Annotated in this window: 10 protein-coding genes and 2 CRISPR repeat arrays (1 of these 12 cut by a window edge); of the genes, 1 reads left to right on the forward strand and 9 read right to left on the reverse strand. The window is 67.6% G+C overall.

Features of this window, described 5'->3' with window-relative positions:
* Positions 1-330: a CRISPR direct-repeat array (repeat unit 29 nt; unit sequence CGGATCACCCCCACGGGCGTGGGGACCGG) (it extends 1,030 nt beyond the left edge of the window).
* Between the two features lie 84 nt (positions 331-414).
* The 9 genes from cas2e to ACIA8R_RS23795 all read right to left on the reverse strand — a co-directional run bounded on the left by cas2e (position 415) and on the right by ACIA8R_RS23795 (position 12,838).
* On the reverse strand, positions 415-711 hold the full coding sequence (gene cas2e, locus ACIA8R_RS23755; RefSeq protein ID WP_397040392.1) for a type I-E CRISPR-associated endoribonuclease Cas2e: 297 nt from the start codon (positions 709-711) through the stop codon (positions 415-417).
* Between the two features lie 42 nt (positions 712-753).
* Complete coding sequence (cas1e, locus tag ACIA8R_RS23760; protein ID WP_397040394.1) at positions 754-1,743, reverse strand: type I-E CRISPR-associated endonuclease Cas1e; 990 nt, start codon at positions 1,741-1,743, stop codon at positions 754-756.
* On the reverse strand, positions 1,740-2,375 hold the full coding sequence (gene cas6e, locus ACIA8R_RS23765) for a type I-E CRISPR-associated protein Cas6/Cse3/CasE (RefSeq protein WP_397040396.1): 636 nt from the start codon (positions 2,373-2,375) through the stop codon (positions 1,740-1,742). Before cas6e ends, cas1e begins: the two co-directional genes overlap by 4 nt.
* Positions 2,372-3,112, reverse strand: coding sequence for a type I-E CRISPR-associated protein Cas5/CasD (gene cas5e, locus ACIA8R_RS23770; protein ID WP_397040398.1), 741 nt, complete (start codon positions 3,110-3,112; stop codon positions 2,372-2,374). The genes cas6e and cas5e overlap by 4 nt, the downstream gene beginning before the upstream one ends.
* On the reverse strand, positions 3,109-4,233 hold the full coding sequence (gene cas7e / locus ACIA8R_RS23775; protein ID WP_397040400.1) for a type I-E CRISPR-associated protein Cas7/Cse4/CasC: 1,125 nt from the start codon (positions 4,231-4,233) through the stop codon (positions 3,109-3,111). The genes cas5e and cas7e overlap by 4 nt, the downstream gene beginning before the upstream one ends.
* Complete coding sequence (casB, locus tag ACIA8R_RS23780; RefSeq protein ID WP_397040402.1) at positions 4,230-4,892, reverse strand: type I-E CRISPR-associated protein Cse2/CasB; 663 nt, start codon at positions 4,890-4,892, stop codon at positions 4,230-4,232. The genes cas7e and casB overlap by 4 nt, the downstream gene beginning before the upstream one ends.
* Positions 4,885-6,405, reverse strand: coding sequence for a type I-E CRISPR-associated protein Cse1/CasA (gene casA / locus ACIA8R_RS23785; protein ID WP_397040404.1), 1,521 nt, complete (start codon positions 6,403-6,405; stop codon positions 4,885-4,887). The genes casB and casA overlap by 8 nt, the downstream gene beginning before the upstream one ends.
* A gap of 12 nt (positions 6,406-6,417) precedes the next feature.
* Entirely contained in the window at positions 6,418-9,138 is a 2,721-nt protein-coding gene (gene cas3 / locus ACIA8R_RS23790; protein ID WP_397040406.1) for a CRISPR-associated helicase Cas3', read from the reverse strand.
* Positions 9,139-9,372: 234 nt separating this feature from the next.
* A CRISPR array of direct repeats spans positions 9,373-11,850; the repeat unit is 29 nt; unit sequence CCGATCCCCACGCCCGTGGGGGTGACCCG.
* A 484-nt stretch (positions 11,851-12,334) separates the two neighbouring features.
* Positions 12,335-12,838: an SRPBCC family protein gene (locus ACIA8R_RS23795; protein ID WP_397040408.1), complete on the reverse strand. Its 504-nt coding sequence runs from the start codon at positions 12,836-12,838 to the stop codon at positions 12,335-12,337.
* A 144-nt stretch (positions 12,839-12,982) separates the two neighbouring features.
* Here ACIA8R_RS23795 and ACIA8R_RS23800 point away from each other — a divergent pair, with 144 nt between their 5' ends.
* Positions 12,983-13,882 carry a LysR family transcriptional regulator gene (locus tag ACIA8R_RS23800; RefSeq protein ID WP_397040410.1) on the forward strand — a complete coding sequence of 300 codons (900 nt, stop codon included), beginning with the start codon at positions 12,983-12,985 and terminating at the stop codon, positions 13,880-13,882.
* Positions 13,883-14,140: the final 258 nt, after the last annotated feature.

A 14,140-nucleotide genomic window follows, 5' to 3' on the forward strand; every position in this document is an offset into this window, starting at 1 on the left:
TCACCCCCACGGGCGTGGGGACCGGTCCGGTCAATCCCGGTGATCACCGCTCAGCAGCGGATCACCCCCACGGGCGTGGGGACCGGACGATGCGGCCCTCCGACGGCGGAAGGAACAGCGGATCACCCCCACGGGCGTGGGGACCGGCAGGGGCTGTAGCGGCCCTCTCGCCAGGTGTTCGGATCACCCCCACGGGCGTGGGGACCGGTCTAATCGGAGTGTCCATGCGTTGATGCTTACCGGATCACCCCCACGGGCGTGGGGACCGGTATCCGCTCTTGAGGTGCAGGAGACGCCCCACCGGATCACCCCCACGGGCGTGGGGACCGGACTGCTGAGCTGGGAGTATATGGGCGACCTGGGGAAACGTGGATGTCGGTGATTGTCGCGCTCGGAGAGATGCCACTGCGTTGGCTATGTGGTTGGCGGAGGCAGGAAGCGGATGAGTTGCAGGCCGTCGAAGTCGGCGACGTGGCGGCGGCGTTCGCCGGCAGTGCGGATGACGAAGCCCTGTTCGTTGTCCGCGGGATGGACGCAGACGGCAGCGCCGTCGGCGATGCAGTCGGTGACGGCGGACCAGAGTTCATCACGGACGCGAGCGGAGACGGTGCCCACGTACAGTCCTGGGGCAGGTTCGATGAGCCAGCGGGATAGGGCACCGCGGACGTGGTCGGGCACAGCAGTCGTCGATATGACGATCATTGACGCCATCGGTTCACCTGATCGAGGTATGGCAGGGTTCGAGGTAACCGACTACCAAGGGATGTCGGTGTCGGCGCTGGGCAGCTCGTCGCCGTAGTTGACTCCGGCAGGCAGGGAGCCGAGCTCGGGATCCCACAGGTGCACGATGTCGGCCGTACGTGGTGAGGCAGGTTGCTGCGCCTGGCCGGGAGCGATCATCTTCTGGATGTCGGTGATGATCGCAGGCATGAGCTTGAGCAGGCGGAACTCTTCCCGTAGCCGAGTGCGAGCCTCTCGCTCGGGGTTGTGCGACGCCGCCAGAGAGAACGCGAGGGGGATGGTGACGGTGGCCTTGTACAGGTCGGCGATGTCGTACACGAAGGCCATCTGAGTACCGGAGTGTATGAAGCCGAGGGCGGGTGAGCAGCCGAGGGCAAGAGTGGCGGCGTGAACGACGCCGTAGAGGGCTGTGTTCGCCGCCGAGAGGGCGAGGTTCACGGGATCCTGGGTGTCCCACGCGGCGGGGTCGTAGTTGCGCCGGAAGCGGGTGATGCCGTGCTTGGTGGCCAGCAGGCGGTAGAGGGCCTTGACACGCTGGCCTTCGAGCCCGCGTAGCTGCGCCAAGCCGGCTCCGGTGGGAGCTGTACCGAAGCGGTGCTCGTACATGCGGATGGCCACCTGAAGGCGTTGGTCCTCGTCGGCCCAAGCGCGGGCTTGTCGTTCCAGCCAGTCGGTGGTGAGTTGAGCAGGCAGGATGCCAGCGTAGGAGCGAACGCCCCCAGCGCCGACGCAGACCAGAGTGGTGCCGTGGCGCGCGAACGTGGTCAGCGCGGGTTGGGTGATGGAGGTACCCGGGCCGAGCAGAGCACAGGCCAGGGAGGCTGTGGGCAGGTACACGCGTTCGATGCCCCGAGGAGACTCGACCTGGGCGCAGACGCCGGTGTCGTCTTGGACGATGCGAACGCTCTCCAGATAGAGGAACGACAGCGAGTCGGCGATGCGAGGCAGCATGGCCAAGGTCGGCTGGCCGAGTCGTCTCTTGGCGTCGGGGAAGTTGCTCACCGCAGATCAGCCGGAGCAAGACTGAGCAAGCCGCAGCCGTGGGCCTTCCCGCGGCCGACTCCGGAGAGAACGGCCTGCCGTGCCAAGTCGGCGTCTTTGATCACAGCGATGCCCTCGAAGCGAGTGGCGGCGTGCTGCACCCTGCCGGGACCCTTGCCGCGAATGTCGGGCAGCGAGGTGGAGATCAGGGTGCGCAGAATGAGGCCGCTGGCATGGGCGCGGTTGTGCCACCACTGGTCGGCCTCGTCGCCGCGCAGGGCGACCAGCTTGCCCGAGCGCTCGGAGGTGCGGCCGAGGCGCTTGGTGGGGTTACCGACGATCCGATAGTGCACGGCCATGTCTGCCCGCAACAGGTTCAGCAGCGGGGTCAGGTCGCGGACGGCCAGCGAGCCGTACTGGTCCGGCAGCAAGGAGCTGTCGATGGGCAGCTGAGTCTGGATGAGCAGGTGGGGCCCGGCCTGGTCGGTCTCGTCGTAGCGGTAGAGCACTCCGGCCGTTGCTCGGGCCCGCTCGCCCAGGTCGTTGGGGACCAGGGACATGACGCGTTTGTGCAGCGCGTCGGCATCGCCGAGGTCGCGGCGAGCGGCGCGGCTGCCGGCGTTGAGGATGATGCGAGTCAGCCATGCGCTCACGGTGCTGCTCCTGCGTAGGTGAACAGGGCTTCTTGATAGGACCGTCCCCGTCCCACCCAGAGGTGCTTGGGAACGGCGATGGGGGTGATGCTGACGGTCCGCGGCCGGTAGCGGCGTTCCAGGCTGGCGAAGCTGACCGGGTCGTCGAGCAGTTCGGCAACTGAGGCGGCGTCGTGATGATTGCCGTCTTGCACGAAGTCCAGCAGGCCGTCGTCTGCGAAGTGACGGGGCACGGGGACACGTTCGGTGAGTTCCGCGACGGGATCTTCCGTCAGACGAAGCAGAAGGGGCGGGTCAGGCGGGCAGGAGCGACGCCCGAGATACGGCTGCCAGCGGGGACGGCGCAGCCGTTCTGCCAGGTCAGCGATCAGGGAGGGCGGTCCGGAGACGCCGACGACGAAGACAGCGTCGGCCAGGTAGTGGCGGCGGGTGACGATGGTGGCGGTCTCCACGCTGCGCCGGCCACCTTCGGCGGTGGGCACGGTGTGCTGACGGGCCCGGCCGCCGCCGACGGTGTGGAAGTCGACGGTGGGAATGCCAGGCCGGTCAATGCGGATGGTGAAGGCGAGGGGGGCGAAGCGCGACAGGTCCTCGCCTCGGCGCAGGCCGTAGGCGCCGGCGAACAGGCCGATGAGCGCCGAGCGGGTGGGGAAGCGCTGGGTGTCACGCTCGGCGAAGGCACTGTGCTCGCCCCAGGACTGCAACGGCCCGGCCAGGCGCAGCACCAGGCCGCTCACGCGCCGGGCTCCACGCCGTAGGCGGCGGTCACCGAGTTGGCGATCAGGTTCGCGTAGGAGGAGTCCTTCTCGCCGAGGCCAGGCAGCGTCTTGGGGTCGATCGTCGCGTGAGCGTGCCGGAGGATGCCGTCTTCGCCCCACAGGGTGTGCAGTCGTTGGGCGTACGAGGCCAGCGCGTCACGGGACCGGGCGGCGTATCCGCCTTCGTCGGTGAGCCGGATCGGGGTCTCGAACGCGGGGGCCAGCGAGATCGGCCGGTCGGCACGAACCGAGATGTAGGCCAGGTCGGGAATCGTGTTGGCGGCGGTGGAGTGCTGCTTGCCGGTGGGCAGTGCGGCGATGAATGCGGTCAAGAAGGCGGCGGTGAGCTCGGCTGCCGCCGACTGGTCGTCGAGGTTCTCACGCAGGCCGGTCAGGTCGAGGCTGGCGTAACGGTAGAAGACGCCGGAGGAGAACTCTGCGGAGTTCATGTGGCCGCTGCCACGCATCTCATTGGTGTTGAGGTCGTCGACGGCGGTGAAGAAGTCGACCTCGGTGCTGGTCTCGTGAGTGGTGAAGGCGTGTGCGACCTGCACCGAGCCGTCCACCTCCGCGCCTGGCAGCTCGGCGAGCATCCTGCCGAACAAGTTGATCACTCCGTTACGACGGGAGAGCAGTTCGGCGATGCGGCCGGCGGGTAGTACGGGCGCGGGCTTTTTCTGCCCGAGCTGGGCCTCGATCTGGTCACGGTGCTCGGCGGCAAGGTCGGCCAGCTCGTCCAAAGCGGACATGGGAAGGTACAGCAGTACTGACGTGACGCCGTCGCTCTCCACCTTCAGGCCCTTGCCCGCAGACAGGACCACCTGCTGACCGGCGGCTTTGGCAAGCTCGGACGGCCACTCGTGCTTGTCGGTAAGGCGCTGGGCGACCTGTTCGGGGATGCGGCGGGTGCGGGCGGCCGGATCCCCCAGCGACTTTTCGACCGCCAGACGCACCGCCCGCTTCCAGCTCTGACTGCTGACGCGGGTGCGGCTGACTCCGCCATACACCACGCTCTTGGGGGATCCCAGGTCGTCGCGGTTGATGTTGCTGTAGGGCAGGGTCTGCAGCAGGTGGATGTCGATGAATCGCGGGATCGTCACTGGTCCTCGCCCTCGTGCTTGTCGGGATGGGTGTTCTTGGCGCGCGCGGCGCGGACCGCGTTCAACGTGCGGTAGTACTCCTGCAGCCATTTCTTGGTCACCAGGTCCCGCTCGCGCCCCCAGCGGGACAGATCGACGGTGAGGCGTACCCAGTTCACGGGCAGCAGTTCGGCGCGCAACGTCGCGATCAGGCGGGGCAGGTGTCGATGGATGCCGGCCACGTTCTGCCGACACATGAGGTGCAGCCGCGCCTCGATGGTGTCTTCGCGGAGTTTGCCCTGCGCCACCGCACGTCCCAACGTGGCTCCAAGGCTCTCCTGCGGCTTGGCTGACTCCGCGGGATCTGCGTCCGTGACGGTCTGCGCCGGCTCCTGGAGATCCTCAGCGGTACGGCCGGTGGTCTCGTCCCGTGCCTCGCGTGCCTGGGCGGCGATCATCGCGGCCACGGAGTAGAAGGCGCGTTCGGTGGCCTCGTCACAGTGCTGCGGTAGGGCGGGCGCGACGACGAGGTGCGCAGCCCGCGAGGCCGGGTCGGACGGGGAGCGGCCGAGGGATCTGCGCAGGGCGACGCGGTGGCGCTTGTCGGGGTGGGTGAGCGTCCTGACCGCTGCTCCCACCAACACGCTTGCCTGCTGTCGCAGGGCCTCGTGGTCAGGCATGCGTTCTCCTTGCCTGGGACGGCTTCTGAGCACCGAAGATGTAGCCGCGGGCTTGCTCGATGGCGCGCCTGGCACGTGGTGCGCTTCCGGCCTTGTCGGTGACCTCGTCGTAGATGCTCAGGGCGAGCTTGACGAAGTCGGCGGACGGCTCTTCGAACTGCTGGCCGAACAGCTTCTTCCAGAAGACGCGTTCGGCGCGGGGCCAGTAGCGGGCATCGCCCTGGTCTCGCCAGGGGCCCGCGGGAATGTCACTGCGTACCGGCGGGCCCTTGCCGTTGGACGGGTCGTTGATCGATACCCACGCGGTGCGCAAGGCCGAGCGGAGGTGTCGTGCCACGCGCTCGGCGGCGAGCCTGACGTGGCTCACTCCGGCGGCGCTCTCCATGTCTTGGAGCAGGGACAGTACCGCCGGCGTGGTCGCGGTGAACCACTGCCGGTCACGCGTCTGACCGTCCTGGTCGAAGCCGAAGGCCCGCACACGTAGCGCGTCCAGCAGTTCGAACGGCAGGCCGGCCGCCTTGTCCAGCACGTCCGGCCGCCGGGCATGCTCGTCGCCGACATCGTGCAGAAGCAGGGCGTCCACGTCGCGCCACAATGCTCGCCCGCTGCTTGCTCCACGGGCATAGCGGTCGCCTGTCTTGCTCACCTGATAGATCAGATATGGATCGTTGACCGGAGCAGTGGGCTGCCGCCACGCCCAGGTGATCCAGGCGTCGGAGACCAGGCCGTCGTGCTGGGCCAGCAGAATCGCGTGACGGAACCGACCGGTCAGCACCCCGGCGACCCCGGTCGGTGTCGGCGGCAACCCCAGTGGATCGGGCAGGCCCTCGCGTTCCCAGGGAGCCAGGTCTTCGGCAACGGGCTGGCTGCCTGGATAGGGGATGCTCACGATCAGGGATTCGAACACGCTTCGGCCCAGGGGATGGAACGAGATCGTCCCTCGCAAGGGCCCTGCCGTGCTGTTGGCTTCACTGCGGCCCGCGACCTTGCGACTCGTACATCTCCCGGACGGTCCGTAGTACAGCTGCGCGAGCAGGTACCAGACCGCCTCCTGAGCCGGGATCGGACGAGCGTCCATGTCCGTGTGGTGGTCGAACCACACCTGGTTGTTGCCCGCCGGCCGGGACAGGATCAGCTTGTTGACGCCCGAGGTCTTGCCGCACTCCTCGGCCAGCCGAGGATCCTGGAGGAACGGGCGGGTGGGGTGGAACAGGCCGAAGCGGTCTTGGTGACGCTGGAAGTAGGCCCGCACTGCGTCTTCCTGGAAGCGACTGTCTGCCAGGACGCGCGCCCGCCGGCTCTCCCAGGTGGCGAAATCAGCAGGTTGATCAAGGGCGGTGAGCCGGGCGGCGATCACTGCCAGTACTCGCCACAGGCCGGCTCCTGCCGGAGCGAGAGGCACGATGACGTCTTCCAGGGCGTGAGCGTGCAGGAACAGGTCGCGCAGCCCTACCAGTCGTCCGCCTGGAACTGGAGCCCATTCTTGGCTCAGCAGGTCGAAGCTGTCACTCATGGCATCCCTTGCTCACGACTGGTTGCTGATGTGAAGACCGAGATCTGCGTCGAGATGAAACTCCCGGCCGCCGACGCGACCGACGGCTCGACCGTCCGGCCCGACCTGGAGGGGAATGATGATCAGGTCGCGCAGCCAGGCGTTTTCCGCCCAGCTCGCCGGAGGCTGATGGGAGTCGTCCCGGCCTGCCAGTAGCGTGCTCCGCAGCGGGATGGTCTCGGCCAGCACCGCTTTGATGACGCGGCGGGGCAGCTTGGCGGCATCCGGCAGGGGAACGGACAGCCCGGCGTCCAGGAACAGTTGTCCGCCAGGCCCTTGGTAGGCGCCCAGCACACGGGCCGACTCCGCACCGAGGCGAGTGGCGATCATGTCTTCGCTCACCTCTGACGACGTGAGCTGGTGCAACCCCGACACCTCGTCAGGTGCCGGGATCGCCACCAAGTCCGCCATGCTGGCCTCGGCGATCTCCTTGCCCACCCACTCCAGGTCCTCGTCGCTCATCCGTTCGTCGGCGAACGTGTCGTCGTAGACGGTTACCATCAAGCCCTGCACATCCGAAGGGATGGCGATCACGCCGTCCTGCAACTGCTCATCGGTACGGCGCAGCAGCGATGGGGAGTAGACGAAGGGCCATGCGCGAGGCAGGTGCAAGGCACCAGAAGCGTCGGTGGGACGCAGTACATCGAGACGTGGCACATCCGCCCAGGACGGACGCCTTCTGCCGGGGTGGCGCTGGCACCGTCCGGCCCGCTGCAGGAGCAAGGCGACAGTGGTCAGATCGCTGACCATGAGGTCGAAATCGAGATCCAAGGACTGCTCGATCACCTGGGTCGCGACCAGAACCGCCGCCTTGGGGCGGTGATCGCACTCGGCGAGATCTGGGCATCGCGTGCATTTGCCGAACTTCTGAATGATCTGCCCAGTGAGCTCCTCGCGGCGCCGAGCCGGGAAACGGGCATGCAGCAAGGCCAGCTCCGGTGCCTGCGGAAGCTCGGCGAACCAATCGCGAAGTGACACATAGGTCTGCTGCGCTTCCGCCACCGTGTTGCACACGATGCCGACGCAGCCCCCCTCGCTCAGGACAGGCCCCAGCGCGGTACGCAGCGCATGGGAACGATCCACCCCGGCCCCTGCCACCGGAACGTGCCTCATCCGGACATGCAGATCGCGAGGCTTGCTGTGCACCTCGAAGGAGGCGAGCTTGCCGGTGGCGGCGTCGGCGTAAGACCAGCCCGGATACTGGATCGTCGGCAAGGACGTCTCCAGATGCCCGGCGCCACGCAGATAGGCCGCCACCAGGCGGCCGGCGATGCGGGTGGGCAGGGTGGCCGACATCAGCACCACTGGCACCCCGAGCCTTCCCAGCCAGGTCAGTGCTCTGGCCAGCAAGCCCTGCATGTAGGCGTCATATGCATGTACCTCGTCGACGATCAGAACCTTGCCGGCGAGCCCCAGGAGTCGCAACGGCAGATGCTTGACGGGCAGCGCGGCCATCAACGCCTGGTCGATCGTGCCGACCGCCATCGATGCCAGCAGGCCACGCTTTCTGCCATGGAGCCATTCGGGAGCCGTCACATCGGCGTCATGGCTGATCACCGTGGTGTCCTGACCCATGCCGGTGTAGGCGTCGTTCAGCCAGGACATGCTGTGCAGCAGAGTCAGTGCGGCATCGTTCTCGGCCTGGTGTCGGCCATAGGCCGCGGCCCTGCTGTACATCTGATCGGTTGTCGCCATCGTGGGCAGCCCGAACAGGAAGCCCTGGGCTCCGCAGGCTTGCCCGAGCAGTCGAGCTGCATGGAAGGCGACCTCGGTCTTGCCCACACCCATGGGAGCCGTCACCAACAGCAGTCCGGGACCGTTCCCGAGCAATCCGGGCAGGTACTCCGCGACCGAACGCTGCAGATCATTGGGTGCTGGGATATACGGAAACTCGTCGGCGAAGCTCGTCGGGCGCAGCCGTACTGGGACCAGGCCCGCTTCTTTCAGCAGGGCCGGTGCCAGCCGAAGAGACTCCTGATAGTGCGGGCTCAGATCATTGTCGCCCGTCGGGAGGCTGGCCAACCGCTGGGCAAGGTGATCGTCCTGGCTCACGAGCCAGTCGGCCAGGATCGTGATTCCGCAGGCCAGCGTGGCTACCTCTACGCACACTGTGGTCGGAGCGGGAGGCGGAGTCAGGGCGTCAGCGACTGCAGAGAGCAGGATGTAGCGCTGTTCCTCCCACTTGCCGTCCCCCAGCTCTCGCATGAGAGAGGTCGGAGGGTAGCGACATTCTCTGTGATCCCTACGGAGAAAACGGCCATGGTGGCCGCCCAGCAATTGCGCTACGACAAAGGCGGGGCTTGTTGTGGATGCGGTGCTGTAGCCCATGGTGGATAAGGCATGGCCTAGCCACACATGCGCAGCATGTTCATGGCGGCGTTTTTCGCCATGCAGATCGGGGTAATCGTGCAGGCTTTCATATGCGCCGGAATCCATTGCCTGAAAGCAGGGCATGCATTTTCCGATGTCGTGCAAGCCTGACCAAAAAGAGATCAGGTGGCCGGCTTGGCTCTCCGGCATGCCTAGGAGGTCGGCAATCCTGCCTCGGAGTGCTGGTGAGAGGTAGTGCTGCCAGAGCGTGGTGGCCATCGCTGCCGTATCGAGCAGGTGGCAAATCAGCGGGTACGGACGAGCCAAGCCGTGTGACTTGCCCCAAAGCAGCAAATCAACCGAGTCTCGGTTCATCCGATTCATGAACGACAGTCACCGTCTTTCGGTTTTGTCCGTATCTTGAGACCTGCTTGTGGATGGGAGCATATGTGATCAGAGGGTGAGCAAGGCAACACTTCGATGCAACTTCTTTCGGAAGAACATTCTGGAGCTCTGTGTAGTGCGCCTCCTGGCTCGGCATGACGGACGACAAAAACTCCGACAATAACCGACGCTTGCATCGCCGCAGGTCGTCGCTATTCTCGCTGCTCAGGAAGCCCGATCCCCACGCCCGTGGGGGTGACCCGTCGAACGTCTTGCCCGGCGTCTTGTGGTTCTGCCGATCCCCACGCCCGTGGGGGTGACCCGTCGTCCACGACCTGCTTGACCAGCCGGGCGGGCCGATCCCCACGCCCGTGGGGGTGACCCGGCGGACCAAGATCCGGCCACCTGGCAGCCGCCCCGATCCCCACGCCCGTGGGGGTGACCCAGCCCGCCGACGTGTTGGCCATCATGCTGTACGGCCGATCCCCACGCCCGTGGGGGTGACCCGCACAAGGAGGCGCATTGAAAACGGTCAAGGCCCCGATCCCCACGCCCGTGGGGGTGACCCGCCGGGCGGACACCTGCTCGCTTTCGGAGCGCCCCGATCCCCACGCCCGTGGGGGTGACCCGACCCGGGAGTGGGAGCCCGCACCAAGCTCGTGCCGATCCCCACGCCCGTGGGGGTGACCCGCCTCGGCACGCTGACCGGAGCGGGCCGCTACGCCGATCCCCACGCCCGTGGGGGTGACCCGAGGCGGACGGGGTGATCTCGTTCCAGCAGCTTCCGATCCCCACGCCCGTGGGGGTGACCCACCACTATCAACACGCCGACCAGGGATTTTGCCCCGATCCCCACGCCCGTGGGGGTGACCCGGAAGGGGAGCAGGGTACGCAGGCGCAGCTCAACCGATCCCCACGCCCGTGGGGGTGACCCGAACATCGAGTTGAGGTAGAGGATGCGGTACTTCCGATCCCCACGCCCGTGGGGGTGACCCGCTGAACGTGTGCGTCGAGCTCACCGACTGCGCCCGATCCCCACGCCCGTGGGGGTGACCCGGCCAGTCAGTGACGCAGTGAGAGCCGTCTGGTCCGATCCCCACGCCCGTGGGGGTGACCCGCCGCGGCGGCCCCGGCGTTCCCTCACCGTCTCCCGATCCCCACGCCCGTGGGGGTGACCCGGCGATGCCGGTCGCCGTACCCAGGGTGATCGCCCGATCCCCACGCCCGTGGGGGTGACCCGCCCACGCACGGCGGCCCGCCGGGGGAGAAGCACCGATCCCCACGCCCGTGGGGGTGACCCGGCTCGGACGATCTCGGAGTGGGAGACCTTGGGCCGATCCCCACACCCGTGGGGGTGACCCGTCCACCAGGAAGTAGCCCGTCCCGGGGGGCCCCGATCCCCACACCCGTGGGGGTGACCCGCCCACTCGGCGACTGGGATGGGCGTGACGTTACCGATCCCCACACCCGTGGGGGTGACCCGGCGGAGGTGTAGCCGATGGAGTTGACGGTGACCCGATCCCCACACCCGTGGGGGTGACCCGGTGGCCGCGCCCGAACAGGTCGCGCTCGGCCTCCGATCCCCACACCCGTGGGGGTGACCCGGACTTGTACGCCTGCGCCCAGTCCACCGCGGCCCGATCCCCACACCCGTGGGGGTGACCCGCACCCCTCGTGCTGGAGTGGCCCGAGGAACTGCCGATCCCCACACCCGTGGGGGTGACCCGATCGGCTACTGGACGCCCGCGTTGGCGTGGTTCCGATCCCCACACCCGTGGGGGTGACCCGCTTCGGGAGCTTGACGGCAGGACCGTCACCACCCGATCCCCCCACCCGTGGGGGTGACCCGCTAAAGGGGGCGACCCTGCGAACCTGGCAGGCCCGATCCCCCCACCCGTGGGGGTGACCCGGTACGCACCCCGCCGCTGGATCGCGGTCGGGTTCCGATCCTCACACCCGTGGGGGTGACCCGTTCGCCACGGGCGGCCGGGTCAACCAGGGGAGCCGATCCCCACACCCGTGGGGGTGACCCGACCTGTACGGCTACCGTAGGCCGGTTGCTCATCCGATCCCCCCACCCGTGGGGGTGACCCGCTAAAGGGGGCGACCCTGCGAACGTGGCAGGCCCGATCCCCACACCCGTGGGGGTGACCCGCCTCCCCACACCGGAGAGGCACGATCGCTCGGAGGACCGATCCCCACGCCCTGGGGGTGACCCGGCAAGAACCGGGCCGTCGCGGGCCCTGGGAATGCCGATCCCCACGCCCGTGGGGGTGACCCGGCCGACCTGTACACGCGCGGCTAAGTCCGCCTCCGATCCCCACACCCGTGGGGGTGACCCGTCGAGGCGCACGGTGGCGTCCGGGGCGTACTCCCGATCCCCACGCCCGTGGGGGTGATCCGGTGACGACCAGCTTCAGGACCGTGAACTTCACCCGATCCCCACACCCATGGGGGTGACCCGGGCATCGAGGCCGACCCGCACAACGAGTTCGACCGATCCCCATACCCGTGGGGGGACCCGAACGTCTACGCCTACGGCAACCCTCGCGTGGCCCGATCCCCACACCTGTGGGGGTGACCCGTTGTATCAGCGTGCGCCCCTTTGTGACCCTGGCCGATGCCCGATTTCCACGCCCGTGGGTGACCCGGTCGTCCGAGCCGCCCGTACGGTCCTGTTCCGCCGAGCCCCACCCCCTTGGGGTGACCCGTGCATGGCGTGCTGGGTATGCCGGCACCGGCGCCGCTCCCCCACACCTGTCGGGGAGACTTTCCAAGCCTGGGGGTGACCCGTCCGCACGACGCGCATGCCCGATCAGCTGGTCCCGATCCTCACGCCCGTGGGGCTGATCGCGGCTAGGCCAGTTGCGGGGCCGTCTCTGGGCCGTCTCTGGGCCGTGCGAGGTGGGTCGACGATGACAGACGTTGATCGATGATGACGGTGTTTGCCCAGGTCAGAGCCATGGTCGGTCATGATTCCGCAGGTCGGTGAAAGGGGCTTACAGTCCCTCAAGAAGAAGATGTCTGCTTGAGAAAAAGCGGCCTCTACCTGCGGCTTCGTCGTACGGTAGGGGCCGTTTCGCATGTCTGGCAGTCTGAGCTTCGGGATGACACCTGCTCGTACGAGGGCCGTCCTTCAGGGAACGTTGTTGAGGTCGCCTCGCAGCAGGCCATCTCCTTGCCGTGACTGCCAGGGTCACGGCTGCTCGGCGGCGGTCTTGATCGAGCCGAGCCAGCGCGTCAGCTCGGCGTGCAGTTTCGCGCTGTTGTAGAAGAGCCCGAGCAGGGAGCCGGCCATGGACTCCTCGGTTCGCAGGAGCGTGGTTCCGTCCTGCCGGGTGGTGATGAGGTGGCGGTGCGCGGCGCGCGAGCCCATCGCGCTGCCGGTCCAGGTGATCTCGCGGAGCGGCTCGACGACGGCGAACCGGGAGCTGATGGCGGTACGGCCGTTGACCCAGGTGAACGGCGTATCCACCGTGACGCCGCCGTCGCCCGCGACGCGCACGTCGCGGATGGCTCGGTCGAATGCCGACCATGCGGTGGGGTCGGCGAGCAGGCCCCAGACCCGCTCAGCCGGTGCGTCGATCACCACCTCGTGCGCGGAGCGGATGGGCGCCTCCTCGTCGATCCGGTGCCGCTTGGCGTAGTTGTTGTGCAGCTCATCCAGCGACGGTCCGCGGTAGCGAATCTCCCGCAACATCTGGGTCCCCCATGCGTGATCACGAGTGGGCTGGGCGTTCGCCAGCCGTTTGCTCCGTCCACTCTCGTCAAGACCCTGGCCTGGATCAACGTAGACTTCACGCCCGTGCCGATAACGCACGGGTTATGACTAGGGGCGGGGCTTGTGGAACTTCGGGACATCGAGATCTTCCTGACGCTGGCCGAGGAGTTGCATTTCGGGCGGGCGGCCGAACGGCTGCACGTGTCCCAGGCCCGTATCAGCCAGGCCATCAGTCAGCAGGAACGCCGGCTGGGCGGGGAACTGTTCGACCGCTCCAACCGCCGCCAGATCCGCCTCACCCCGCTGGGCCGGCAACTCAGCGACGACCTTCGACCGATCTACACGAGCCTGAACGACAGCTTGGAACGCGCGCGAATGGCCGCCGAAGGCGTCGCCGGTGTGCTCACGCTCGGCAGCATGGGCCCGCAGGGCTGGATGATCCGCGAGATCGTCGATCGGTTCCGCAACCGATGTCCGGCCGTCCGGCTCGTGCATCGCGAACTCAACGTCGTCGACCCGCTCACATCGCTTCGAGCCGGTGAGGTCGACGTGGCCCACCTGTGGCTGCCGGTCGGCGAACCCGACATCACCACCGGTCCGGTCACCCACACCTCACCGGTCGTCGTCGTCATGGCCGCCACTCATCCGTACGCCGACCGGGAGTCGCTGAGCTTGGAGGACTACGGAGACCTGACCTTCATGGGACACCGATCACCGATCCCGGCATCCATGGAAGAGGCGTTCCAGCCCTTTCACACCCCGTCCGGGCGCCCGGTCGCCCGCGGCCCGGTCATCTCCAACTGGGAGGACGAGCTCAAGGTCATCAGCACTGGACAAGCCGTCGGTGCCGCCGCCGCCGAGGCCGCCCGTTTCTATCCTCGACCGGACCTCGCCTATGTCCCCGTGACCGATGCCCCGCCCCTTCGATGGGCTTTCGCCTGGCGCGCCACCGACACCAACCCGCTCATCCGTGCCCTCGCCGAGGCCGTCGACACCCTGCCGCGTCCAGGCTCGCGGCGCTGAAGGACCTGCCGGCGGAGAGCGCATCCACTCATCACAGCAGTCAGTCGGCGAGTCCGCAGGTCGGGGAAAGGGGCTTGCAGTCCCTCAAGAAGATGTCTGTTTGCGGGAGAACGGCCTCTATCTGCGGCTTCGTCGTACGGTAGGGGCCGTCTTGGCCGGCGGGGCGTCGTTCGCGGGGGTTGACGTCCGGGCAGGGGCGATTAGGGTCCATTTAGGAAAGTTTCCTAAAAGAAGCATCCCTCGGTCCTCAGGAGGCGT

This window comes from Nonomuraea sp. NPDC051191 (genome assembly GCF_044455665.1).
Lineage (GTDB): Bacteria > Actinomycetota > Actinomycetes > Streptosporangiales > Streptosporangiaceae > Nonomuraea.

What these genes read in the sequence shown, in the direction of transcription:
- cas3 (WP_397040406.1), bottom strand. Translation starts at nt 9,138, where the DNA reads ATGAATCGGATGAACCGAGACTCGGTTGATTTGCTGCTTTGGGGCAAG.
- casA (WP_397040404.1), bottom strand. Translation starts at nt 6,405, where the DNA reads ATGAGTGACAGCTTCGACCTGCTGAGCCAAGAATGGGCTCCAGTTCCA.
- cas2e (WP_397040392.1), bottom strand. Translation starts at nt 711, where the DNA reads ATGGCGTCAATGATCGTCATATCGACGACTGCTGTGCCCGACCACGTC.
- ACIA8R_RS23795 (WP_397040408.1), bottom strand. Translation starts at nt 12,838, where the DNA reads ATGTTGCGGGAGATTCGCTACCGCGGACCGTCGCTGGATGAGCTGCAC.
- casB (WP_397040402.1), bottom strand. Translation starts at nt 4,892, where the DNA reads ATGCCTGACCACGAGGCCCTGCGACAGCAGGCAAGCGTGTTGGTGGGA.